17 protein-coding genes and 1 pseudogene are annotated in these 26619 nt (G+C 46.5%); 7 read left to right on the top strand and 11 right to left on the bottom strand.

Going from position 1 to position 26619, the window contains the following annotated elements:
• Positions 1-35 precede the first annotated feature (35 nt).
• From srfAB to hxlR, 3 genes and pseudogenes are all read right to left on the bottom strand, one after another.
• A pseudogene (gene srfAB / locus NST22_RS02010) lies at positions 36-3128 on the bottom strand (surfactin non-ribosomal peptide synthetase SrfAB); the annotation flags it as partial.
• A 12-nt stretch (positions 3129-3140) separates the two neighbouring features.
• Positions 3141-13904 carry a surfactin non-ribosomal peptide synthetase SrfAA gene (srfAA, locus tag NST22_RS02005; protein WP_010886402.1) on the bottom strand — a complete coding sequence of 3588 codons (10764 nt, stop codon included), beginning with the start codon at positions 13902-13904 and terminating at the stop codon, positions 3141-3143.
• Positions 13905-14477: 573 nt separating this feature from the next.
• Complete coding sequence (gene hxlR, locus NST22_RS02000; protein WP_003246265.1) at positions 14478-14840, bottom strand: transcriptional activator HxlR; 363 nt, start codon at positions 14838-14840, stop codon at positions 14478-14480.
• Between the two features lie 232 nt (positions 14841-15072).
• On the opposite strand from hxlR, the gene hxlA reads away from it, so the two are divergent.
• The 5 genes from hxlA (at position 15073) to nin (ending at position 19142) form a co-directional block, all read left to right on the top strand.
• Positions 15073-15705 carry a 3-hexulose-6-phosphate synthase gene (gene hxlA / locus NST22_RS01995; RefSeq protein ID WP_003246452.1) on the top strand — a complete coding sequence of 211 codons (633 nt, stop codon included), beginning with the start codon at positions 15073-15075 and terminating at the stop codon, positions 15703-15705.
• 5 nt (positions 15706-15710) lie between these two features.
• Positions 15711-16268: a 6-phospho-3-hexuloisomerase gene (hxlB, locus tag NST22_RS01990; RefSeq protein WP_003246343.1), complete on the top strand. Its 558-nt coding sequence runs from the start codon at positions 15711-15713 to the stop codon at positions 16266-16268.
• 110 nt (positions 16269-16378) lie between these two features.
• Positions 16379-18100: a methyl-accepting chemotaxis protein TlpC gene (tlpC, locus tag NST22_RS01985; RefSeq protein WP_003246498.1), complete on the top strand. Its 1722-nt coding sequence runs from the start codon at positions 16379-16381 to the stop codon at positions 18098-18100.
• A 167-nt stretch (positions 18101-18267) separates the two neighbouring features.
• Positions 18268-18717 (top strand): DNA-entry nuclease, encoded by a 450-nt coding sequence (gene nucA / locus NST22_RS01980; protein WP_003246436.1) that lies wholly within the window; start codon positions 18268-18270, stop codon positions 18715-18717.
• Between the two features lie 26 nt (positions 18718-18743).
• Positions 18744-19142: a DNA-entry nuclease inhibitor gene (nin, locus tag NST22_RS01975; RefSeq protein ID WP_003246342.1), complete on the top strand. Its 399-nt coding sequence runs from the start codon at positions 18744-18746 to the stop codon at positions 19140-19142.
• Between the two features lie 36 nt (positions 19143-19178).
• On the opposite strand, the gene bglC is transcribed toward nin, so the two are convergent.
• From bglC to NST22_RS01955, 4 genes are all read right to left on the bottom strand, one after another.
• Complete coding sequence (bglC, locus tag NST22_RS01970; RefSeq protein ID WP_003246242.1) at positions 19179-20612, bottom strand: 6-phospho-beta-glucosidase; 1434 nt, start codon at positions 20610-20612, stop codon at positions 19179-19181.
• A gap of 153 nt (positions 20613-20765) precedes the next feature.
• Entirely contained in the window at positions 20766-21098 is a 333-nt protein-coding gene (locus tag NST22_RS01965) for a YckD family protein (protein WP_003246247.1), read from the bottom strand.
• A gap of 81 nt (positions 21099-21179) precedes the next feature.
• Positions 21180-21635, bottom strand: a complete 456-nt coding sequence (locus tag NST22_RS01960; RefSeq protein WP_003246356.1) for an RDD family protein — start codon at positions 21633-21635, stop codon at positions 21180-21182.
• Between the two features lie 18 nt (positions 21636-21653).
• A complete protein-coding gene (locus NST22_RS01955) occupies positions 21654-21851 on the bottom strand; it encodes a hypothetical protein (protein ID WP_119122841.1) in 198 nt (65 codons plus the stop codon).
• Positions 21852-22012: 161 nt separating this feature from the next.
• Here NST22_RS01955 and NST22_RS01950 point away from each other — a divergent pair, with 161 nt between their 5' ends.
• Together NST22_RS01950 and NST22_RS01945 are read left to right on the top strand one after the other, a co-directional pair.
• Positions 22013-22876 (top strand): transporter substrate-binding domain-containing protein, encoded by an 864-nt coding sequence (locus NST22_RS01950; protein ID WP_009966510.1) that lies wholly within the window; start codon positions 22013-22015, stop codon positions 22874-22876.
• Between the two features lie 9 nt (positions 22877-22885).
• Positions 22886-23566: an amino acid ABC transporter permease gene (locus tag NST22_RS01945; RefSeq protein WP_003234624.1), complete on the top strand. Its 681-nt coding sequence runs from the start codon at positions 22886-22888 to the stop codon at positions 23564-23566.
• A gap of 48 nt (positions 23567-23614) precedes the next feature.
• Here NST22_RS01945 and zinU read toward each other — a convergent pair whose 3' ends face one another.
• The 4 genes from zinU to folE2 form a co-directional block, all read right to left on the bottom strand.
• Positions 23615-24808, bottom strand: coding sequence for a zinc metallochaperone ZinU (gene zinU, locus NST22_RS01940; protein ID WP_003234625.1), 1194 nt, complete (start codon positions 24806-24808; stop codon positions 23615-23617).
• Positions 24809-24835: 27 nt separating this feature from the next.
• Complete coding sequence (locus NST22_RS01935; RefSeq protein ID WP_003246405.1) at positions 24836-25021, bottom strand: hypothetical protein; 186 nt, start codon at positions 25019-25021, stop codon at positions 24836-24838.
• Between the two features lie 95 nt (positions 25022-25116).
• The gene (locus NST22_RS01930; RefSeq protein ID WP_003246380.1) at positions 25117-25701 is read right to left on the bottom strand and encodes a L,D-transpeptidase; all 585 of its coding nucleotides are present in this window, start codon (positions 25699-25701) and stop codon (positions 25117-25119) included.
• Positions 25698-26612, bottom strand: a complete 915-nt coding sequence (gene folE2, locus NST22_RS01925; protein ID WP_003246378.1) for a GTP cyclohydrolase FolE2 — start codon at positions 26610-26612, stop codon at positions 25698-25700. The genes NST22_RS01930 and folE2 overlap by 4 nt, the downstream gene beginning before the upstream one ends.
• Positions 26613-26619 lie beyond the last annotated feature (7 nt).

Below are 26619 nucleotides of genomic sequence, written 5' to 3'. Positions count from 1 at the left end.
TCCTCCTTGCTTTCGTTCTCTTCCAAATACAGTGCCAGTTCTTGAATAGTCGGCTTTTCAAAAAGCACTTTTATCGGAACTTCCTTATGAAAATGCTCTTGAATTTTCGCCGTCATCATCATCGCTTTCAAAGAATGGCCGCCGATCATAAAGAAGTTATCGGTAACGCCTGCTTTGACGCCGAGTATTCCTTCCCAGATCTCCGCTAATTTCTTTTCACTCTCTGTTTTTGGTGCTGCGTATTCCGGCTGCACGGCTTCTGATTGCGGTGCAGGCAGTTCCTTTTTGTTGATTTTCCCGTTTGGCGTGAGCGGCAGGCTGTCCATTTGAATCAGGTGGGCAGGGACCATATAGTCAGGCAAAGACTGAGACAGTGTTTTTCTCAGCTCACTCACAGCCACTTCACGATCCGCCGTGAAGTACGCGCAAATTTCATTTTCGTCTGCTTTGTTCTTGCGTATGATCACCGCGGCTTCTGTCACATGCTCAGCCATGTTCAGTTTTGTTTCAATTTCGCCAAGCTCAATTCGGAAGCCGCGCACCTTCACTTGGTTGTCGATTCTGCCTAAAAATTCGATATTGCCGTCCGGCAGCCATCTTGCCAAGTCACCAGTGCGGTAAATTCTCTCACCCGGTCTGAACGGGTCTTCCAGAAATTGCTTCTCCGTCAGCTCAGGGAGATTGACATACCCACGCGCTACACCGATTCCGCCTACGCAAAGCTCACCAGGCGCGCCGATTGGCTGCAGGCATTGCTGCTCATCCATAATATAGGCAGTGGAATTTCCGATCGGCTTCCCGATTGGGATAGAGCCGCCATACTCGCGGTCGATCAGAAAACTGGTTGAAAACGTCGTGTTTTCTGTCGGGCCGTATCCGTTCCACAATGAAAGCGACGGCGATGCCTGTTTTACTTTGCTGACAATATGCGGGACAAGGGCATCTCCGCCGATGATTAAATGGCGCAGTGTGCCGAACATACCCGCATCCTTTGCAGCAAGCTGGTTGAATAAAGGTGATGTCAGCCACATAGTTGTGATGCTTTGCTCACGCAGGAATGCAGCAAATTGTTTCGCATCAAGCAGTGTCTCTTTTTTGACCGGATAAAGTGCTGCGCCATTCAGCAGTGCGCCGAATACCTCAAACGTTCCGGCATCAAAGCTGACAGCTCCCGTTTGCGCCATGCGGTCTTCTTCAGTAACAGGAACGTACCCGGCATTTTTGACGAGGCGCAGAATGCTTTTATGTTCGATCATGACGCCTTTCGGTTTGCCCGTTGAACCGGATGTGTACATGATGTACGCCAAATCAGACGGGGCGGATGGCAGGTTGAGATTGTCAGCCGCTTCACTCTCTTCAAAGCCTATGTCCAGTGTAAGAACCGGCACTTGCAGCTGATGTGCCTGCCCTGTATAAGAATTTCCGATCAAAACCATTCGAACGGAGCTGTCCTCTGCCATGAAACGAAGACGATCCCCAGGAAGCGCTGGATCAAGCGGCACATATGCGGCGCCTGCTTTTAAAACAGCCAGCATGCCGACAACGGTTTCTACTGAGCGGTCGTTCATAATCGCTGCTGTTTCCCCTTTTTGAAGCCCATGTTCGACAAGCTTTCTCGCCAGACGGTTAGCCGCTGCATTCAGCTCGCGGTACGTCAGCTTGGTTCCTTCATATACGACGGCGGTGCTCGCCGGCGTCCGTTTCGCTTGCTCTTCAAACACTTGGTGAACAGCCATTCCTTCAGGGAGTTCGGCTTTCGTGCTGTTAAACACCTCGACAATTTGCCGCTGCTCTTCGTCTCCCACAAGCCCGTACTCACGCACAAAAGCGGCCGGCTGATCGACAGCTGCTTCCATCATGCGGGTAAGGTGCTCCGCTGTCCGTTCGATAAAAGCGGAATCAAAGGCGGCTCCGTTATATTTAATTTTGACGGTCCACGTTTTGCCCGGATACACAATCAGGTTGAAATCGAAGCTCGTTTGTTCAAATGCGCTTTCTACCTTAATCGAAAACCCGAGGCGGTCTTCCATGCTGCCGTTTTCAAGCTCTTGATCAAGCGGATAATTTTCAAACGCGACCAGATGGTTTAAGAGATTGCCATCAAGAGCTGAGCGTTTTTGAATCTCATAGAGCGGCACGTAATCGTAACGCTCTGCCTCTACTGCATGCTGCTGAACAGCTGTGAAAATATCAGCGAATGCAGCATCTCGTTCAACTTTCACCCGCACTGGAATGGTGTTGATAAACAGCCCCGCCATCGTTTCGATTCCGTTGATTTCAGACGGTCGTCCCGAGACGACCGTTCCGAAGATCACATCATCCGTAAAGTTGTATTTGCTGAGAACAATGCCCCAAACGGCCTGAAATAGGTTAGGCCCTGTCACTTGATGGAGATTTGCGGTTTGCTGAATACGGGCAACCAGTGTTTCGTCCCATGTAAATGAATATTCTTTATTGACGTATTCGTCTTTTTTCACAGGCAGGCGGCCCGGGAGCACGCTTGGCTGTTCAAAACCCGCCAAGCGCTCGCTCCAGTAGCTCTCCGCTTCTTCATTGTCCTGTTTTCCAAGCCACTTGATGTAATCGGAATAAGGCTTGCCCTGACCGTTTGCCGGTGTCCTGCCTGCTCTGAGCGCTTCATAGTTTTGGAACAGGCTTTTCATGAGGACGCCCATGCTCCAGCCGTCCATCATAATATGATGATTGCTCCAGACAAGATACAGCTGATCTGCAGCAAGGCGGAAAACCGCTACCTTGAACAATATGTCTTTTGCCAGGTTAAAGCCTTGGCGCTGAACGTCTTGTTTGTAACGCTCAATGTGCTCTTTCTGGCGGTTTTCGTCTGCATGACTGATATCCTCATAATGCACTTTTGTTTTGCGTTCCGCTAACACGACCTGACGCGGTTTTTGCAGCTGCTGATGCACAAATACCGTACGGAGAATATCGTATGACCGAATCAGTTCATTGACGCTTTTCTCAAAGATTTCAAGATCAAAAGCGCCGTGAATCCCAAGCTCTAATTGTGTGAAGTACGAGGAAGAATGCGGATCAAGCATCGCATGATACAGCATTCCCTCCTGCATTGGTGTCAGTGCGTACACCTTTTGAATCGATTTTTTGCTCATATGCCACCTCTATTAGAAAATTTCCATTAATTTATCCAGCTCATCCAGCGTCAAATCGTCGTCACCAAGATCACTCGGGGTCAGTTCCGTACCATCTTGAGATAGGCAATGTTCAATGATTCTGAGAAGATGCGCTTTAAAGCTGTCACTGAATGTTTGTACTGTTTTTTCATGAAATTCAAGAGAATGATAGGCCAGTGACATCGTCAGTTTTCCGTTTTCGATATATCCGACAACATCCAGCGCATTCGGTTTTTCTGTTTCAGGGCTTAATGACTGTCCTGATGGCAGCTCTGATCTCGTAAACAAACCTGCATCCGACATTTCGTCAAACTGACCTAAATAGTTGAAGCTGACATCCGGCTGAATCGAGAACGCCACATCTTCTTTATGTTCCGGTGCCGTCAGATAGCGCAGAATGCCGTATCCGACTCCCTTATTCGGCACATGTCTGATATCTTCTTTCATTTGCTTCAGCTGGTAGCCCAGATCATCCGCATGCTTCATATCGAGCACCATTGGGTACATACTTGTAAACCAGCCGACTGTGCGAGAAATGGTCAGGTCTTCTATGATTTCTTCACGTCCATGCCCCTCTAAATGAACACTTACTCGATCTTGACCCGTCCACTCCTTCATTGCCAATCCGAATGCCGTCAGCAAAATATCATTCATTTCTGTGTGATATGCCTCATGCACCTTTGTGGTGAGCTGTTCTGTCTCTTCAGCAGTCAGCGAGAATTCAATTGTCTTTGTATGTTTCATTCGCTGATCACCAGATTCGCGGTCTTTCGGAAGCTTTGCCGCAACAGCTTGTTCTTCAAGCTGTCTCCAATACTCTTTTTCTTTCAAAAAGGCTTTGGAGTTCGCGAAGTCTTGCAATCTCTCTGCATACTCTGCAAATGAATGTGTTTTCTGCGGGAGAACCGGTTCATTGCCTTGCTCAAGCTGTGTATATACCGCGGCGAAATCCTCCAGTAAAATCCGCCACGACACGCCGTCAACCACTAAGTGGTGAATGGCAAGAAGCAAGTGATCTCCGTCTTCCGCTTGGAACAAGCCTGCTTTTAACAAGCCGCCTTCCTGCAAGTCGATGCTGCTTTGCAAACGCTCCGCTTCTCTCTCTATTCGGTCTTCGTAATCTGCAGCTTGGCCCTCAATCTGGATGACCTCCAATTGAGCTGAAGCAGCTTCAAGACCTCTGTTGTATTGAATGACGTCTTCCTGTCCCTCACGATAGACCATGCGGAGCGCGTCATGATGCTCGATCAGCGCCTGCAATGTTTTCTCCACCCGTTCAGGATCAAAGCCCTTCTTGGCGTGAAGCATCACAGATTGGTTCCAGTGGTGCTTGTTCGTGAAGTTCTTTTCAAAGAACCAGCGCTGGATCGGCGTCAGGATGACTTCGCCCTCCACCGGGCCTTGGTCTGCCTGTTTGCCTTCGGCACGCTCTACGTACTGGGTGAGCTCTTCGATCGTCGGGTGCTGGAAGAGATCTTTCATTTCCAGCTTCCAGCCGTGCTGGTTCAAGCGGCTCGCCATTTGAATTCCTTTGATGGAATCTCCGCCAAGCGAGAAGAAATTGTCGGTGACACCGACTTCAGACATTCCAAGCACGTCCTGCCAGATGCCGGCAAGCAGCTCTTCCATGTCGGTCGTCGGCGCTTTGTATTCTCCGCTTCCCGCTTCGATGTCCGGCTCAGGCAAGGCTTTGCGGTCCACTTTGCCGTTTGCCGTAACCGGAAGCTCGTTCAGCGTCACCCAGAACGCCGGGATCATGTAATCCGGCAGGGTTTCCTTCAGTGCTGATTTCAGTGCTTCTATGTCAGCTGATTCCGGTGTGACATACGCCGCGATCGCTGTGTTGCCGCCTTTATCTTTGACAGCTGTCACCGCCGCATCCTGCACCTCAGAAAGCTGGGCGAGCTGGACTTCAATTTCTGAGAGCTCGATCCGGTAGCCGCGGACCTTGACCTGCTGGTCGATCCGGCCGATGTATTCGATGCCGCCGCCCGTCCATTTCACCAAATCGCCGGTGCGGTACATGCGCTCACCCGGCACAAACGGATCAGCGACAAACCGCTTCGCGGTTTCGTCTTCTCGATTCAGATAGCCGCGTGCCAGTCCGCGCCCCGCCACGCAAAGCTCTCCGGCTACGCCTTCCGGCTGCACCTGATTGCCCTCGCCGAGAATGTATACTCTCGTATTGGCAATGGCCCTTCCGATGGAAAGCGAGCCTTCCTCCGGATGGATTTCTGCGCTTGTGGCAACGACCGTATTCTCTGTCGGCCCGTAGTTATTGACGAGTGTGTACGGCTTTTTCACTGCGCGCTTCAGCTTGTCTCCTCCAGTAAGCAATACGCGAAGTGATGTGTTCTCAAGCTCCATGAACTGTTCCGCAAGCTGTGTCGGCAGGAACGTGATCGTTACGCCGTTCGTTTCAAAATAATCGTTCAGGCGGACGATATCGAGGCGGATCGCTTCCTCAATGACGTGAAGTTCGGCACCGATCGTCCAGGTCGGGAACATCTCCCAAATGGAAGCGTCGAACCCAAAGCCCGCGTACTTCGCACTGCGGTCCTCCGCTGTCATGCTGAACGCGTCGTGGTGCCAGAAGCACAGGTTCACAAGCGCATGGTGCTCGACCATGACACCCTTCGGCTGTCCGGTCGTTCCAGACGTGTAAATCATGTACGCCAAGTTCTCCGCGGTTACAGCGGTTTCTGGATTTTCCTCGTCGTTTTCATCAAGCGGCAGGCTTAGAATCGTGCGGCTTCCGTCGAGAAGAATGACATCTCCCGTATAGCTGTCCGGCACTGAAATGCCTTCCTGTTTCAAGAGAAGCTTCGCGCCGCTGTCCTGTAAAATATACTCAATCCGCTGATCCGGATAGTCAGGATCAATCGGCACAAACGCCGCTCCGGCTTTCAAGACGCCGAGCACCGCGGCGGACATTTCAAGCGACGGCTTCGTGAGAACGCCGACGCGGTCATCCGGGCTGATGCCGCAGTCCATCAGAATCCGCGCGAGACGGTTTGCCTTCGCATTCAGCTCGCCGTACGTCCAAGACTGGCCGTTGTATGTGACAGCCGGGCGGTCTTTGTGGCGCTGGGCAGTCTCTTCGAATAGCTGATGAACCGTTTTGTCTGTCGGCACAGGCAGCGCTTTGCCCTTCCATGCCTCAAGAAGCGCTTGCTTTTCTGTCTCGGTGACCAGTGACAGGCTGGAAAGCGGCTGGTTCGGGTTCCCAGTAACTGCATCTAAAAGCTCCATCCAATATTGCTTCCATCGTTCAATCGTTTCCTGCTTAAACAGAGCTGTATTGTATTCGAGTACGAATGTAAGCCCTCCGTCGGTTTCGTCAGCCGTCAGCGTGAGGTCAAACTTGGCTGTTTTCCGTTCAAACGGATGCGGCTCAAGCTGAATCCCTTTCATTGTTAAATCCTTTATATTCGCATTTTGCATTGAAAAAACTGCATCGAATAACGGATTTCTGCTTGTGTCACGCTGAACCTGAACATTTCCGATCAAATCCTCAAGTGGGTAATCCTGCGCATCAAAAGCGCTGAGTGCCGTTTCTTTCACTTCGTTAAGATAGTCAGCAAACGTCTTTTCACCCTTCGGATACGTGCGCAGCGCCAATGTATTGACGAACATTCCGATGACGCGGCTGACGTCCGCTTGAGATCGTCCGGCCACAGGTGAACCGACGATGATATCGTCTTGCCCGCTAATTTTTGATAAAAACGCACTGTATGAAGCCAGAAGCACCATGTAAAGCGTGGAATCCGTTTCTTTTGCAAGCCTGCGCAGAGCATCAGCTTTGCCTGCTTCTAATGAAAATGCAATGCGGTCTCCCTCAAATGTTTGAACGGCAGGCCGACTGTAATCAGTCGGAAGCGTCAGCACCGGCAGCTCTCCGTCCAGCTCCTTCAGCCAATGCTCTTCTTGCTTCTTGTAAAGCTCAGACTGAATGAACTGCTGCTGCCACACGGCATAATCCTTATATTGAATACGGAGCGGCTCAAGGGTTTCTCCGTCGTACAGCTTTGAAAGCTCCTCAATCAGCACACCGACAGATGCACCATCAGAAATAATATGATGCATATCGAACAGCAGCACATGCTCAGTGTCTGAATGCTTGATAAGCCCTATTCTGAACAGTGGAAGTTGGTCGATTTTGAAAGGCTTAATAAACTCAGAAACGATCCGCTCTGTCTCTTCTTCCGGGGCTTCGAAATAGGCTATCTCGCACTCAGCCTCTTCCCAGATCCGCTGCACCGTTTCTCCATCTTTTATTTCAAACGTGGTTCTCAAGGCTTCATGACGCTGCATTAACTGCTGCATGACGCTGTTAAGCCTTTCAACATCAAGCTCACCTGTCAGGCGCAGAACCGCCGGCATGTTATAGCTCGTTTGCGCATCCTCAAGCTGCTGAAGCACGTACATCCGTTTTTGCGGTGAAGAAACAGGATACGTATCTTGTTTCTCTGCCGGGCTGATACTTGCGGCTGTCCCTTTTTCAGCAGAGGCAATCACCTGTGCCAAGCCCTCAACCGTCGGTGACTGGAAGAGATCCTTGAGTGACAGCTCAACGCCCAGTTCCTGATGAACCAAGGCAAGCATCTTCATGCCTGCTAATGAATGTCCGCCAATGTCAAAGAAGTGGTCATAAGCGCCGACTTGTTCTGCCTGAAGTACCTGTGCCCAAATGTCCGCGACTTTTTGTTCCGTTCCATTGCGTGGCGCAACATATGAAACACCTCTTGAAACGTTGGCATCAGGAATCGGCAGCGCTCTCCGGTCAATTTTTCCGTTCCCTGTCAGCGGCAGCTCGTCCATTTGGATAAACACCGCAGGAACCATATATGCCGGCAAGTCCTTCGCAGCATGCTCTCTCATCTCTTGTGATGAGATGTCTCCTTCTCCGACATAGTAAGCACACAACAGTTTATCTCCCGCTCCTTGATCAACGGCAAGCACAACACTTTCCTGAACACGATCATGGGTTTGCAGCTGATGTTCGATTTCTCCAAGCTCGATGCGCTGTCCGCGAATCTTCACCTGATGGTCGATTCGCCCGATAAATTCGATGTCGCCATTCGGCAGCCATCTCGCAAGGTCTCCCGTTTTATACATGCGTTCGCCGGATGTAAACGGATGGGGAACAAATTTCTCCTCAGTCAGTTCTGGACGGTTGTAATAGCCTTTCACGAGTCCTTCGCCGCTGACGCAAAGCTCTCCGGCAATCCCGGCAGGCTGCACGTGTCCCGTACGGTCAAGAATGTATACTTCCGTATTGCTGACCGGTTTTCCAATCGGAACAGACAGCGTGTGCTCCTCCAATTCATCAACCGGATGATACGTCGCGAAAACCGTGCTTTCAGACGGTCCATACATATGAAGGAGCTTGCCCTTTCCAACCGTTTGCAAAGCTTTTCTGACATGCTCAACCGAAGCCCGTTCCCCGCCAAACATAATCTTGCGAAGCGTTGACAAGCATGCCGGATTCAAGTCCACAAGCAAGTGGAACAAAGCGGTTGTAATCATGAGAATGCTGATGTTCTCCCGTTCAATGACGCGGGACAGGCGAGCCATGTCCAAAACGGTTTCCTTCGGTATCAGCACCAGCTTGGCTCCGTTTAACAAAGAGCCGAACATATCGAACATAAACGCGTCAAACACGTAATTGGAAAGACCGAGAATCGTATCCTGTTCTGTAATGCTGAGATAATTCGTTTCCTTCACCGTGCGGAGAATATTGGCATGTGTCACGATATTCCCCTTAGGTGTTCCAGTCGTTCCGGAAGTATACGTCAGGTTGGCCATTGCTGCAGAATCAAGAGGCAGTGCGAGATTTCGCGCATCGGCATGATAGCTTTCTTCCTCATCGGCTAGCACGATAACGCCCTTAAATTCCGCTTCTTCCGCCAAAGCCTTTAATTTCCTCTGAGTGAGAAGCACCTTTGCTCCGCTGTCACGGAAGAAATGCTGCATCCGCTGAATCGGATGTTCCGGATCGATCGGAACATAAGCCGAACCTGATTTTAATACTGCCAAGATCGACACAATCATATCCATTGACCGCTCGCATAAGACAGCCGCAGTTCTGCCTTCGCCAGCTCCAAGAGAAAGAATGCCGCGGGCTAAACGATTGGCCCGTTCATTCAGTTCACGATAAGTGAGTGATTCGCCTTCATATTGAAGCGCAGTGTGGTCTGGCGTATTCGCCGCTTGCTCCTCAAACAGCTGAACAATTGTTTTATCTTTCGGATAAGGTGTTCTGCCCGGGTTAAACTGCTGAATTTGCGAAGCAGCCTCCTCTTCAGAAAGAAGCTTATACTCAGAAATCGGCTTCTCTGGATCAGCCGCAGCATCTTCAAGCAAACGCGCAAAATGCGTAAGCAGCCTGTCTGCCGTGCTTTGTTTAAACAGCTTTGTGCTGTAATCCACATCAATCTCAATGCCTTCATCGGTTTCTCTCGCCTGCACCGTCAAATCAAATTTGGCAATCTTGAAATTGGTCTCTTGAACAGACAAGGAAAGATCGCCGACAGCCGGAATGCCCTCTGTCGCGTTTTGAAGGCTGAACATCGTGTCAAACAGCGGATGCCTGCTAACATCACGCGGGATGTTCAAATCTTCAACAAGCCACTCAAACGGATAGTCCTGATGAGAAAAGGCATCCAGCACCCGTTTGCGGACACGCGAGATCAATTGGGTAAACGTCTCATTCTGCTTCACCTCACTGCGAATCGCAAGCGTATTGACGAACATCCCGATAATGCCCTCTGTATCGGAGTGATTTCTGCCCGCTGACGGTGTCCCGACAATGATGTCATCCTGCCCCGTATACTTTGACAAAAGCGTATAGTAAGCGGAAAGCATCACCATATATAAAGTGGCGCCGTTTTGTTCAGCCAAACGATTGAGGCGATCCTTTACCCCCGCATCCAGCTTGATTGACACCCGATCCCCTTCAAAGCTTTGAACAGGTGGTCTTGGGTAATCGGACAGAAGCTGAAGCACCGGGAGCTCGCCTGCAAAGACTTCCTTCCAATAAGCCTGGTCCTTCTTGTACCCTTCAGCAGCCTGTCTGCTTTGCCATACAGCGTAGTCCTTATACTGGAGACGAAGATCAGGAAGCTGTTCGCCTTTATAAATGCGTGCTAACTCCTCCAGCATAATGCCAATGGATACACCGTCAGAAATCAAATGGTGCATGTCAAACAGCAGCATATGACGGTTCTCTTCAAGCCCCAGCAAACCGATTCTGAACAGCGGAGCTTTCGCCAAATCAAATGTCCGAACGAATGAAGCCATAATTGCCTCATCTGAGCGGCCGCCTCTTTCAATCATTTCGATGTTGAAATCAACGCTATCGTGAATTTTCTGTCTCGGCGTGCTGTTTTCAAGAACAAATGATGTTCTCAATGACTCGTGGCGTCGGATTAATCCCTGAAATGCGCGCTCCAGCTTTTGAATATCTAAAGGCCCTTCCAGAATTGCTGCTGCTGGCATGTTATAGCCGACTCCCGCATCCTCGAACTGGCTGACGATATATGTTCGCTGCTGTGCCAATGAAAGCGGGTAATGCTCCTGTTTTTCAGCAGGTTCAATCACCGCAAAAGCTTTGCTTTCTCTGTGATCAGCTTCCTCTGCAAGAGCCGTAATCGTCGGATGCTCAAACAAAAATTGAAGCGGAATCTCAATGCCTGTTTCCTTATGAATCTTTGTTAAAAGGGTCATGGCTTTTAATGAATGTCCGCCAGTTTCAAAGAAATTGTCAAAGATCCCCGCCTTCTCAACGTTCAGCACGTCCTGCCAAATGGCTGCGATTGCTTTTTCAGTCTCATTTCGCGGCGCTGTATAGGCAGTGCCGCTGACAGCCTTCACCTCTAGTGCAAACAGCTTGCGGCGGTCGACTTTGCCGCTTGGTGTAAGCGGAATTTCTGTCACTTCTGTAAAGTAAGCCGGCACCATATAGTCAGGAAGCTGTCTGGCCGCATGCTCCCTCAAACCGGCTGGCGCAAATTCGCTTCCAGGCTTCTGCACAACATATGCGCAAACCTCAAGATTTCCCTGTTCGTCAGGGCGTGCCAAAACAACGGCTTTTGCAACGTCTGGCGCCTGCTGAATCACGGCTTCAATTTCCCCAAGCTCAATCCGGTATCCGCGGACTTTGACCTGGTCATCCTCTCTGCCTAAATATTCGATTGTTCCATCTGGAAGCCAGCGCACCACGTCCCCGGTCCGGTACATGCGATCGCCCGGCACGAATGGATCTTGTAAAAACTTCTCTTCCGTTAATTCAGGCAAATGTAAATAGCCTCGGCCCACACCGTCTCCCGCGATATAAAGCTCACCCGCCACGCCTTCAGGCTGCAGCCGGCCTTTTTGATCCAAAATATATAAGCGGTTATTCCCCAGCGCTTTCCCGATCGGCACATACGCTGATTGAACTGCATTCTCAGGGATAACCGGATGAACAGACGCGTCAACGCACGTTTCAGTCGGCCCGTACACATTAGTCAAACGCGGCGCTGTGCCGGCTTCTTTAAACAGCTTCAGCAGCTTGTCCGCAACAACAGATGACAGGCCTTCTCCTCCGATCAGCATGTGCTTCAGTTTTAGGCCTTCAAAATCGCCTGCTGCTGCCAGCATTTGCAAATGAGCCGGTGTTCCGTCCGTCGCCTCAATGCTGTTCTTCCGATAATATGCAGTAAGGGCGGCCCCGTTCGTCACTGTTTTCTTCGGTACGATATAAAGGGTTTGGCCCAAAAGAAGCGACGCGAAGATCTGCTTCACTGACGCATCAAAGTGGAACGGCGCAAGCAATGCCATCCGCAGGGTTTGGCTGCCGCTTTGATAAATCGTCTGCTGCAGAGATTCAACCAAATGATGAACCTGGCGATGCTCGATCATAACGCCTTTCGGGCGTCCGGTTGTTCCCGATGTGTAAATAATGTAGGCAAGGTTCCGAGCGTTCACATCTGCATTCAGGCTTTCTTCTGCACCTTCCTCAATCGCCTGATCTAAGTCAATCAGCTCAGCATCGGCTTCAGGCGCCGCAACCTTCGATTCAGTCAGGATGAAATCCGCCCCGCAGTCCTCCAAAATATATTGAATGCGCTCAGCAGGAAAACCCGGATCAATCGGCACATAGGCTCCGCCGGCTTTTAAAATTCCCATGATAGCTGTAATCATCCGTTCAGAGCGTTCAATCAAAACCGCGACAGGACTGTCCGGGCCAACCCCTTTCTGTTTCAGCACATTGGCGATGCGTGCAGATTGCTCATGTAACGTTCGATAGGACAATGTGCGATCTTCAAATACAACCGCTGGATGATCAGAAAGCAGTTCAGCCTTTTCTTGGAACAGCTCTGGTATCGTCATGTCCTTACGGTAGCTCACAGATTTACCGCCGGCCCTCGCAAGCAGCTTCTCTTTCTCCGCATCAGAAATCAGTGTTAATTCATCAATTGTATGTTCTGGATGCGTTAACGCGTTCTCCAGCATGGTAATCATGCGCTCACAAATCATGTTGATTTCTTCACGTGAAAATAAATCAGTGCGGTAATCAAAATCTATGGTGAGTTTCCCAGTATCCCATCGATCCTTTACATGAATTGAGACATCATTTAATCCGCTGCCGCTGAAAATCGGCTCAGTCAAAAAGGCAAGATCCTCTTCTTTCTGCCACTGCATCACTTGATATTCAAGAGAAACCGTGAACAGCTTGGTCAGAGAGCTCTTTGTTTCACGCAAATCGTTGATTAGGAGATTATACGGATACTTTTGGTGGCGAAGTGTCTTCATCAGATCCTTCATCCGGTCTTTGACAAATTCTGAAAACGCCTGCCCGCCGTCAATGTTTGTCCGAAGCGGAACCGTAGAAACAAACATGCCAAGCATCTGCTTCTCTTTCGCATTTGTCCGGTTGCCCATAAATGTTCCCGTCACAACATCATTCTGGCCGCTGACCCTGTACAAATAGGCGGCGAGCAGCGATTGAAATACCGAAAGAACACTGACTTTATTCGCCTCACAAAACGACAGAATCTGCTGATGAAGCGCTTCAGGCACATCTTTAGAGAACCTCTCAGCATCTAAACTTCCCCCTGCGGATGCATTCCGTTTCAAGGAAACAAGTTCAGGCACCGATTCAAATTGTTTGTTCCAAAACGCCTTGTCCTTTTCAAACCGCTTCGATTGAGCATATTCCTGTTCAGATAAAACATGATCGATAAATGAATGCGAGATTCCTTCTTTTGTCTCTGAGCCGCTGGCTAATTCTAAATAAATGTGCATGATCGCATTCCCGAGAATATTCATGGAGATACCATCAGAAATCACGTGATGAACATTTGCGTAAAACCACACTTCATTTTCCTTTATGGTGAACAAGGAAAAACGGAACAAATCACAATCGTATAGCGGCAAAGGTTTCTTCGTTTCCTCCCGGCTCCATTGTGAAATAAACTCTATCGCATTCGGATCTTCAGTAGTGTCAGTATGTTTTATATCAACAGGCCGATACTCGCTAATATATTGAACAGGCTCCCCGTTTTCATCTAGCCGCAACCGAAGGCGCATGGCGTCATTTCTGCGAATAAACTCTTGAATCGCCTGCTCAACAAGCACATAATCAATCGCATCAGCTGAAACCAGCTTACCAATCCCCGCAAGATTTGAAATGCTCGTGTGAGGATAAAATTTTTCTGTGTACCAAATTCGTTTTTGTGCATCCGTTAAAGGGTAAAAAGTTATTTCCATATTGTCATACCTCCCCTAATCTTTATAAGCAGTGAACATGTGCAACGCATTTTCTCTTTCTTATCCATATCAGCTTTTAATTCTTATGAACTAACAGCCGAAATAGCCCAAAGTACTACACTTAAAAAGCAGTGCTTCCAATCAAAAAACAGATGGCCGCTATTAAAGCAGGCTGCCGTCAGTCAGCATTGCGGCGTTTAACATAAGCGGATAAAGACCGCAAGACCCCACCCTAATAAGAAACCAATTTTGGCTATTTATTCATTGTTTTCAATATTTTTTATCTTTCTACCGTTCAGTTTAAATGAAAAAAATGTTTTTATCACCGAAAAATGGGTGAAAAGTTTCATGCGGGATGCCGAAAGATTCCAGTTTATTTACAGCAATATTTTTTGCGGGATGCCGCAATCATTTCCACTAAACATTATTTACAGAAAAATAAAAATTTTTAAACCAAACTGCTGCGTTCAATCTTTTTTTATTGCTGAATGCAATTTACAATCTTTACATGACTATGTGTACCGCGCAAAAACCGAAAAAAAGGCAAAAAAAGACACCCTTGCGAAGAGCGTCTTACAACGATTCTTTCATGACATTTTTGTCGATATCAATCAATTCCATATAGCCTTTCCCCCACTCATACATGGCTTCAAGAATAGGCATGAGGCTTTCTCCGTGCGGGGTCAGAGAATATTCAACCTTCGGCGGGACAACTGGATACACTTCCCTGTGAACAATCATATCCTGCTCAAGCTCTCTCAGCTGATTCACGAGGATCTTCTGCGTAATATCAGGAATCAATGTTTTTAATTCATTGAACCGTTTTGTGCCTTCTTTTCCTAAATGCCATAAAATGAGCATTTTCCATTTACCGCCAATCACTGCAAGCGTTAATTCCTTCTCACAATTAAACCTTTTGTCGTCCATCCGGCTCAATAGAATCCCCCCCTTAGTAACCTTTTTGTATGTTAGATACGTATCATCACTTACTTACTTTTTTGCAGACTCTTTTTTCATTATACTCACTCATAAAATCAAGCGAAAGAAATCTGATTGTCTCTCCTCACAGTATCCTCCAAGTAACTTGTTGACTTCAAAGTGCCTACTTCTCAACAAAAGAAGGAACCTATAGAATGAACAATAATTCGAAAAAGGGAGTGGATCAACAATGGAATTACAGCTTGCATTAGACCTCGTCAACATCCCGGAAGCCATTGAGCTTGTCAAAGAGGTAGAACAATACATCGACGTAGTTGAAATCGGAACACCGGTCGTCATCAATGAAGGCCTAAGAGCCGTTAAAGAAATAAAAGAAGCATTTCCTCAATTGAAGGTTCTTGCAGACCTGAAAATCATGGATGCCGGAGGCTACGAAATTATGAAAGCGTCGGAAGCAGGCGCTGACATCATCACCGTTTTAGGGGCTACAGACGATGCAACGATTAAAGGCGCAGTAGAAGAAGCCAAAAAACAAAAGAAGAAAATCTTAGTGGACATGATTAACGTGAAAGATATCGAATCCCGTGCGAAAGAAATTGACGCACTCGGTGTTGACTACATCTGCGTCCACACTGGCTATGATCTTCAAGCAGAGGGCAAAAACTCTTTCGAAGAATTAACGACAATCAAAAATACCGTAAAAAACGCAAAAACCGCAATCGCGGGCGGCATCAAACTTGATACACTGCCAGAAGTGATCCAGCAAAAGCCTGACCTTGTCATTGTCGGGGGCGGAATTACAAGCGCAGCTGATAAGGCGGAAACAGCTTCAAAAATGAAGCAGCTGATTGTCCAAGGATAACTCCGATGAAAACGACTGAATACGTAGCGGAAATTCTCAATGAGTTACACAATTCAGCAGCTTATATTTCTAATGAAGAAGCTGACCAGCTTGCCGATCACATTCTTTCATCCCACCAAATTTTCACCGCGGGTGCGGGGCGGTCTGGCCTGATGGCAAAATCCTTCGCGATGAGACTGATGCACATGGGCTTCAACGCCCATATAGTAGGTGAGATTCTCACTCCGCCGCTCGCCGAAGGAGATCTAGTTATTATCGGCTCAGGATCAGGCGAGACAAAGAGCTTGATTCATACCGCAGCAAAAGCAAAAAGCTTACACGGAATTGTTGCCGCTTTAACCATCAATCCGGAATCAAGCATCGGAAAACAAGCGGACCTCATCATCAGAATGCCTGGTTCCCCTAAAGACCAGTCTAACGGAAGCTATAAAACCATTCAGCCAATGGGATCATTATTTGAACAAACTTTGCTGCTCTTCTATGATGCAGTGATTTTAAAACTCATGGAGAAAAAAGGTCTCGATTCTGAAACTATGTTCACTCACCACGCAAACCTTGAATAGCATCACACAACCGGCCTGAAGATCAGGCCGGTTTTATTTTTTCTAAAATAAAACTTTAAACCCAAAAACCCGATAAGTAATATGACCTGCAAATCGTAAAGGGAGGAATTATGTTGATAAAACGATTTAAGATGAAGCTAGGAACTAAAATTCTTTGCCTCGTTTTCGTGGTGATTCTTTTGTTTTCGGCATCAGTTGGCACTGTGATGCTTAAGGAAATTACAGAAAGCATGAAACAAATGGCAACTGAAAAAGCGAAAGGTGATCTCGCTTTAAGCAGCACTTATATTGATGATGTCATGTCAGGCGACTGGCAGGTGAAAAACAATAAGCTCTATAAAGGGCAAACACAAATCAATGGAAATGAAGATATTGTTGATCTGCTTGGTGAAAAGACAGGTGATACCATTACCATTTTCCAAGGCGATACTCGTGTTGCAACCAATGTCATGAAAAATGGCGAAAGAGCCGTCGGCACCCAGGCTTCTTCTGAAGTTATTGCCGCTGTTTTAAAGAAAGGAAAGCGTTTTTACGGACAAGCAGATGTAGCAGGTTCTTCTTATCAGACTGCATACATGCCGTTAAAAGATCAAAATGGGAACATCATCGGCATGCTGTATACCGGAGCTAATCAAAGTATTTTAGCATCACTTACACAATCACTTTTCACTCAATTCGCTATCGTTCTTGTTATCGTCATTATGGTATCAGTCATCCTTGTCTTGGTTTTCACCAGAAAAATCAACAAGCGGCTGAACGCTTTAAAAAGCGCCTTTGAAAGTGCCGGAAACGGAGATATGACAATAGAGGTGTCAGACAAAACCGGTGACGAGCTTTCAGAACTAAGCGTCTATTATAATAAGATGAGAATGAAGCTGAACGATACCATACAAACCGTACAACAATCAGCCCTTCAGCTTGCGTCAGCCTCTCAGCAGCTCTCAGCCGGAGCAGAGGAAACAAATCAAGCTTCAGAAAAAATCACAGAAGCTGTACAGCAGATTGCAAATGGAGCCCAAGATCAGATCACCCGAATTGAAAATAGTGAAAGCTCATTAAAACAAGCTTCAGCAGACATCCGGGATATTTCTGCAAATACTGCCGCTATCGCTGACAAAGGGCAGCTCGCTCAATCAAAAGCAGACATTGGACAAAAGGAAATTGCAAATGTACAGGCGCAAATGGATGCGATTCACCAGTCAATTCAGAAAAGCGGAGAAATCATACACCAGTTAGACGGCCGCTCTAAACAAATTGAGCAAATTTTATCGGTCATCACCCAAATTGCTGATCAGACAAACCTGCTTGCGCTGAATGCAGCGATTGAAGCTGCCAGAGCCGGTGAACAAGGAAAAGGCTTTGCTGTTGTTGCTGATGAAGTACGGAAATTAGCAGAAGAGTCTCAACAGTCTGCGGGGCAGATTTCAAAACTGATCATAGAAATACAAAAGGATATGAACCGGTCTGCAAGATCTGTTGAGCATGTGAAAACAGAAGCTGCAGAAGGAGTCACCATGATCCAGCGCACCAGAGATGCATTTAAGGAAATTGCAGCTGCAACAGGTGAAATCAGCGCCGAGATTAGTGATTTATCAGCATCTGTAACAAACATTTCAGCCAGTGCACATCAAATAAATGATTCCTTTGCAGCCAATACGGCCGACATTAAAGAATCTACTAAAAATACCCGGCAAGCGGCTGCATTAACAGAGGAGCAATTTGCTGCAATGGAGGAGATTACCGCAGCTTCTGAAACACTTTCTCAATTAGCTGAGGAGCTTACCGGTATCATAAGCCAATTTAAAATGATTAATCAAGCCGAAAACGGCTGATGACTTACTATCATTATTGTAAATTGGCAATCGTATTTTGCTGAAAACAAATATTTCGATCTGCTAAAATTACGATTTCTGCAATAAACTGATCGTAAAACATAAAATTTAAACCTTTACACCAAATGCTTTCTGGATTACTCTTGTGTCAGTTTTAAAAGCGGGAGGTGAACATCACGACGGACATCATAAAAACGATACTTCTCGTCATCGTCATCATAGCAGCTGCAGCTGTCGGCCTGATAAAAGGAGACTTTTTCTCAGCTGATCAAAAAACGTCTCAAACGAAAGAATATGATGAAACAATGGCCTTCCCATCTGACCGGTATCCCGAAACTGCCAAGCATATTAAGGATGCGATAAATGAGGGGCACTCAGAGGTGTGCACTATTGACAGAGACGGAGCTGAAGAACGCCGCGAGCAATCATTAAAGGACGTACCTTCCAAAAAGGGGTATGACAGAGATGAATGGCCAATGGCCATGTGCAAAGAAGGCGGTGAGGGAGCTTCTGTAGAATACATTTCTCCCGCTGACAACCGCGGAGCAGGCTCTTGGGTCGGGCATCGGCTTACCGATTACCCAGACGGCACAAAGGTTTTATTCACAATTCAGTAAACAGTACATAGAGGAGGAACAGCACATTGATCAAATCATGGAAGCCGCAAGAACTTTCGATTTCATATCATCAATTTACTGTATTTCAAAAGGATTCTACACCTCCTGTAATGGATTGGACTGACGAAGCGATTGAAAAAGGATATGCTGCGGCAGACGGAGCCATTTCCTTTGAGGCACAGCGAAATACAAAGGCCTTTATTCTTTTTCGCCTGAACAGTTCAGAAACAGTAAACTCCTACGAAAAAAAAGTGACTGTTCCTTTTCATGTCACAGAAAACGGAATTCATATTGAAAGCATCATGTCTAAAAGACTGTCCTTTGATCTGCCTAAAGGAGACTATCAATTGACATGCTGGACTGTGCCGGCTGAAATGTCAGATTTGCACGCCGACACTTATATTATTGATGCTGTTTCTGTGTAATGAAAAACCCCTGAGAGAATAACTCTCAGGGACTCTTTATAAACTTTCTCCGTTTGTCTTGATGACATCTTGATACCAATAAAAGCTTTTTTTCTTCAAGCGTTTTAAATCGGATGTGCTTTCTTCATCACGATTGACATATACAAATCCGTATCTTTTTTGGTAGCCGTTCAGCCAGCTTAACAGATCAGTAAACGACCAGCTGCAATAGCCGATTAAATCGACACCGTCACTGATGGCTTGTCTGCATTGCTCAAGATGCGAACGCAAATAATCAATTCGATAATCATCCTGTACAGTGCCGTCCTCAACTTTATCAAATTCACCCAAACCGTTCTCTGTTATAAACACTGGAAGCTGATAGCGGCTTGTAATTCGGCGAAGACCGATACGCAGCCCAATTGGGTCAATTGTCCAATCCCAGTTGCTCGTTGTCAGATGCGGATTTTTTTTCGTTTTGAACACTCCGGGTATCCCCGTCTCCTGATTGGTTCCCTTTTGGCCTGTCGTATTCATTTTCCCTTCTGACACACCATCAAGCGGATTTCGTTCATAGGTGATCGTCTGATAATAATTGACACCTACAAAATCAGGCTTCCCTTTGGCGAGCAGGTCCATATCTCCTGCTTCAATTGTCGGCGCCCATCCCTGTTTTTCCAAGCAGCGGAATGGAATTTGCGGGTAGGTTCCCCAGCAATACATGTCAAGCCACCAATTGTTCGTAAATTCTTCGGCGTTTTCAAATGCCAGTATATCCTCTGGATGACTTGATAAAGGGTAAGCCGGAGAATAAGCAAAGCTAGGACCTATTTTGCCTTCAGGCACATATTCTCTAAATGATTCGATGGCTTTTGCATTAGCCAGAAACGCAATATGGTTTGCTTCGTAAAATCGTTTTCTGTCTTTCACTCCAGGCGGATGCATGGCTGTAATAAATCCGTGATTAAAATTGTAGTTCTGTTCGTTTAACGTAACCCAATATTTCACCCTGTCTCCAAAACGTTTATAAAGAGTAATACAGTAGTGATTAAAATCCTCTATGATGTTTCTGGATTCAAACCCGCCGTATTCGTCCATAAGCGCTTGAGGCAAATCCCAGTGATATAAAGTCAGAACCGGCTCGATGTGATGAGAAAGCAATTCATCAATCAGACTATCGTAAAACGCTAGACCTGCTTCATTGATCTCTCCTTTTCCTTTTGGAAAAACCCGTGGCCAGCTGACGGAAAATCGATATGCTTTTAACCCCATCTCAGCCATCAGAGCGACATCTTCTTTAAATCGGTGATAATGGTCAACCGCAATCTCGCCATTGGTTCCTTTAAACGTTTTGCCCGGTATTTTCGTAAACACATCCCAAACAGAAGGGCCTTTGCCATCTTCATTCCAAGCGCCTTCAATCTGGTACGCTGCAGAAGCAGAGCCCCACAAAAAATGTTTCGGAAAAGATTCTGGATGCTGGTGGATCATAGTGTTTATCACTCCTGAATTATTTGATAAACCTATCATAGGCTATGAAACGCGTTTCATATCAACTCGATGTTAGTCGCGGAACAGCTCAGCTAATATTGCCTACCTGTAAATAACGCAAAAGCACCCAATTCCCATTGGATGCTTAAAATCTTAATGTCTTTTTTCAAATTTATGCGGATGAGGATGGTGCTTTGGAACAAAGCCGTTTTGTTTCATCATTTCAAAGTGTTTGTCCAAGTGATTTTTGATGTGTTCTCCTCTTTCTTTAGGCAGGATACCGTATTGTACATACTTTGAGATCACGTCTTTGCGCTTTTTAAGAATCTCTGCTTCCAGTTGTTCAATCTCTTTCTTTTGCTGATCTGTCAGTGTAACATTTGCGGGAGACTGCTGCTGTTTTTCAGCGGCCTCAGCTGTACCGGTCAGAGAAATGACAGCCGCTGCAATGAACATTGTGATAATGTTGATGGTTATTCGTTTCATCCATTTTATTCCTCCAATCCTATTTTTCATATGTTTTGCTGCCTTGTATTTTTTATGCATAAAAATAAAAAGAGCGAACCATTATTCGCTCTTTCTAATCTCTTCGTCAGCATTAAGTTCCTCTTCACCTGGTGTCGCATAAGTGACATATGTTCCCGCGATTAAATCATGCAGGGTCCGTTTGTCTTCTCGTACGGCAATCAGAATCAGGCTGGCGATCAAGCCGAGTCCGAAGGTTATACAGTAAACCAGGCCGGCTACAATAACCCGTAAAAACATTGTTAACAGACTGACCTGTGATCCGTCTTTTTTTACGATTCTGATTCCGCAGATCCTTTTTCCGATAAGATAACCGCGCCAAAACATCGGCAGCAAAATAGAATACAGCAGAACAACCAAACTGATGAACATGCTGTCGTTTGGGTCTTTTCCTGTAATCAGCCAATAGATCAGCAAAAGCGGCACGGAGACTATAATGTAGTCTAACAATGCAGCTCCAAGTCTGATCCAAAATCCGGCTGGTTTGTAAATATTCATTTGACTCCCCATTATGGTTTAAATGTTTCCATTTTCTTTCTCATCGAATATATCATATGCCTTAGGGGCATCAGCAAGACTTAAATTTATTCTGAAGATCGGTTTCATGCCTCTTGACCATTTCTTCCGGTATTGGCATAGATGAGTGACGGGTCTGCTGCATCCTTCACTTTCACATGCGTTTCCTTGGTACGTCTGGCATTCATCCTTGGACAATTCCTTTTTTCATCACCTCTTCCCTTCATAGACGCTTTTAAACACCCACCCATGCTTTTTGTATACACAATTCGAACTTTTTGAAAACGCGATCAACATATTGCAACCCCTTATGTTCAATGCTATCTTTTTAGTTGATTAACAGATTGGGGGAACTATAGGTGAAATCATTCATGCATTCCAAAGCCGTTATATTCAGTTTCACAATGGCTTTCTTTCTTATATTGGCAGCCTGTTCCGGCAAAAATGAAGCCGATTCCAAGGATACAGGCTGGGAGCAGATTAAGGATAAAGGGAAAATCGTAGTCGCTACATCAGGTACGCTCTATCCCACTTCTTATCACGATACTGACTCTGGCTCTGATAAGCTGACGGGCTACGAGGTTGAAGTTGTTCGTGAAGCGGCAAAACGCTTGGGGCTGAAGGTTGAGTTCAAGGAGATGGGCATTGACGGGATGCTGACAGCGGTGAACAGCGGACAGGTTGACGCAGCCGCGAATGACATCGATGTGACGAAGGACCGTGAGGAGAAGTTCGCATTTTCCACTCCATATAAATATTCATACGGCACGGCAATTGTCCGAAAAGACGATTTATCAGGGATTAAAACGCTCAAGGATTTAAAAGGGAAGAAAGCGGCTGGCGCGGCTACAACCGTCTACATGGAGGTCGCGAGAAAATACGGCGCCAAAGAAGTGATTTATGATAATGCGACGAATGAGCAATATTTAAAAGATGTTGCCAACGGACGCACTGACGTCATTTTAAACGACTATTACCTGCAGACACTTGCGCTCGCGGCATTCCCGGATCTCAACATTACAATTCATCCTGACATCAAGTACATGCCGAACAAACAGGCCCTTGTCATGAAAAAAAGCAATGCGGCACTTCAGAAAAAGATGAACGAAGCATTGAAAGAGATGAGCAAGGATGGCTCTTTGACTAAACTGTCGAAACAATTCTTCAATAAAGCAGATGTATCAAAAAAAATTGATGCCGACGTTCAGGACGTTGATTTGTAATCGGACGCCATGATCAATAGCATTCAGTGGGAATATATTTTCAACACGAAGCTGGCCATTGAATCGTTCCCTTATGTCATAAAAGGCATTGGTTATACACTGCTCATCTCTTTTGTAAGCATGTTTGCGGGAACTGTGATCGGCCTGTTCATATCACTCGCCAGAATGTCTAAACTTGCTTTGTTAAGATGGCCGGCGAAGCTCTATATCTCATTTATGCGAGGCGTTCCGATTTTGGTGATTTTGTTTATCCTTTATTTCGGGTTTCCTTATATCGGCATTGAATTTTCCGCTGTCACGGCTGCTTTAATCGGCTTTAGCCTAAACAGCGCCGCCTACATTGCGGAAATTAACCGTTCAGCCATTTCATCCGTCGAAAAAGGACAGTGGGAAGCCGCATCCTCGCTGGGTCTTTCCTATTGGCAGACGATGAGGGGCATCATTTTGCCGCAATCGATACGTATTGCGCTGCCTCCGCTTGCCAATGTATTGCTCGACTTGATCAAGGCGTCCTCTCTCGCTGCGATGATTACAGTGCCGGAATTGCTCCAGCATGCGAAAATCATCGGGGGCAGAGAGTTTGATTATATGACCATGTATATTCTGACCGCTCTCATTTATTGGGCCATCTGCTCCATTGCCGCGGTCTTTCAGAATATCCTTGAGAAAAAATACGCTCATTATGTTTAAACAAACGTTTCATTAAAAAAAGCCGTTCCCCATGGGACGGCTTTTTTTCTATTGATTCAGCTTCCATTTAAACGGGTCCTCAAACAGCGACCAGTCGGAATCAAATTCATACTCAGTCAACAGGCATTGATCAAGCTCTTTCGTGATCGTTTCTTCATCCAGGTCAGTTCCGATAAAAACTAGCTGCGTTAGGCGGTCGCCGAACTCCGGGTCCCACTCCTCCAGGATTTCCGGCTCCTGCTGTTTGACTTGCTCCTGCTCAAGCTTCGGCAACGCCGCCACCCAATAAGATACAGGCTCAATCGTAACCGACGGACCTGCTTGCGACATCAGCAAAGCGAGGTTGTTATGAGATGCGCACCAGACGATTCCTTTGGCACGTACCACGTTCTTTGGCATTTGATCCAACCAACGGTAAAATCGTGTAGAATGAAACGGCAAACGTCTCTTATATACAAATGAAGAGATACCGTATTCTTCTGTTTCCGGGGTGTGTTCCGCATGGCCTGCCGTCAGCTCTTGAATCCAGCCGGCCGATCCGCTCGCTTCCTCGAAGTTAAATAACCCTGTATGCAAAATCTCCTGCGGTTTTACATTTCCTTTGACGGAACGAATGAACCTGGCTCTTGGCTGCAGTTTACGAAGAACGTTTTCAAGCTGTTCGAGCTCTTGCTCGCTGACCAAATCACATTTATTTAAGATCAGTACATCGCAAAACTCAATTTGATCGATCAAGAGGTCGGCGATTTCTCTTTCATCCTTTTCCCCCAATGCTTCTTTGCGGTCCAGAAGGCTTTCGCCTGACTGATAATCATGCCAAAAACGGTTGGCATCAACAACCGTCACCATCGTATCCAGCTGACAGAATTTTGTAAGATCGATTCCCATCTCTTCATCGATATAAGAGAAAGTCTGGGCCACCGGGATCGGTTCGCTGATTCCTGTCGATTCGATGACGATATAATCAAACCGTCCGTCTTTTGCCAGCTTCTCAACTTCAATTAATAAGTCTTCGCGAAGCGTGCAGCAAATGCAGCCATTTGACATTTCCACAAGCTTTTCATCTGTTCTGGAAAGGCCACCTTCCTGCTTAACCAAGCCCGCGTCAATGTTCACCTCGCTCATATCGTTTACGATAACCGCTATTTTCAAGCCTTCGCGATTTTGCAAAATGCTGTTCAGCAATGTTGTTTTTCCCGCACCGAGATAACCGCTCAGTACGGTAACCGGAATTTTTTTCATAATAGTGCCTCCATTAAAATAGAATGATTACGATTTAAATTGAATACTTCGCCGTATGTACAATGGTGTAGAGCAGCTTTTCGCGCTCATTTCTCGCTGCCGCCCGATTTCTAAATCAGTAAAGACTCCAACCGCGTTTAATCCTTTTCCCCATCGCAAATCCTTGCCTTTGCCGACAGCAAGATCCTTAATCGATGCCTTTCCGCTTTTCACAGATGCACAGACAATGATAAGCCATTTATCATAAAACGTAATTGTTACGATTTAAATTGTATGGTCTTTTTTCCTTTTTGTCAACGGTTTTCAATTCAGCTGATCACCACTTTTGTATGTTCAGGGATATTTTCATATACCCATTTCGCATCTGGAATGGTCAGCCTGATACATCCGTGAGATGCTTTCGTTCCTAGTTTTTCTGCTTCCGTTTTGATGACTTTTTGATCCTTAGTCATTGGCACACTATGAAATAAAAATTCACCGTGATTTTTCCATGATACCCAGTATTCTGCGCCTTCCTGGTATCCTTCGGAGAAAAACCATTCTCCCCGTTCAGGCTCTACATAAAAGGTGCCCTTTGGCGTAGCATCATCTTTTGTTTGATCAAGACCAGAAGAAATCATCATTGTATAGATGGTGTTGCTTCCTTCCTTGATGTAAGCCTTCTGCTCCTTCACATTCACATCAATCCAGACATGCTTCTGTTTAATATCCGGGTATTCTCCGCCCGAAGGCTTTGTCCAATCAATGCTTGTTTTTGCTGTTTTTCGAACGTCCGTTATGTTTTCGACCGTTTTCTTTGTATTGATACTTGCGTGTTCTTCTGCATGATCGGAGCAGGCTGACAGCAGGATGACTGGCATAAGAACTGCAATAATGAATAATGAGAGTTTCATATTTTATCCACTTCCTTCGAAAAACACAGCTTCGCATAGGCATCGTGAAGATGGATCGATTCTTCATTTCGGCATTCAATCTCAAAGGCTGACACCCATTCAAGCTCAAACAAATCTGCAGCAATCAGCCGGGCGAGATCCTCAACAAATCTCGGGTTTTCATAGGCCGTTTCTGTCACGGCTTTTTCATCAGGCCGCTTCAATACCGGATGCAGTCTCGCAGAAGCATTTGATTCTGCGGCGTGAAGCAAATCAGCTTTAACATCACTTGGCAGCGATGCGGCCGGGTGAATATCCGCCCAAATGCTGACCGTTCCCCTCTGATTATGGGCACTGTATTCGCTGATTTCCTTGGAGCAAGGGCACAGAGTCGTTACTTTTGCTGAGATGCCGGCACGCTGTTTAAACGGCTGATCTTTGCGATAGGTGACAGACATGAATATATCAGCATGCATCAAACCCGCTTTCTCAAGCTTCGGGCTTTTCCGTTCGAAAAACCACGGAAACCTCACTTCAACTGTGGCAGATGATGTGTCCATGTTTTCTGCAAGCTCTTTCGTAAATTGCTGAAGAGAGGAAAATGAGAGAATCCAGCCATTTTGATGATAGACTTGCAGCAGCTCTGTTAACCGGCTCATGTTAATCCCCTTCTGATTTCTCGGCAAATTACAAGTCATTGTAAAGTTCGCAGCCGTTGTTTGCTCGGCAGGCATCATGGCAGAAGTGATTGTGACTGGATGGGACACATTAGCTACACCTACATGCTGAATGTCAAAAAAATAATCCTTCCTGATATTTTGCAGGTCCTTCATTTTCTCTTTTTCCACTGGTTTCTCGCCTTTGATCGGACTGACCGATCCAAAGTATTGAAGACGCTCCGTTTTTTTCGGGAGCAGCGTATGTTGATTCATTCAGAAA

It is taken from the genome of Bacillus sp. PS237, assembly GCF_037963345.1.
GTDB lineage: Bacteria > Bacillota > Bacilli > Bacillales > Bacillaceae > Bacillus > Bacillus subtilis.
Note: the sequence above shows the minus strand (reverse complement) of the source record. Positions and strands in the feature narration are given on the sequence as shown.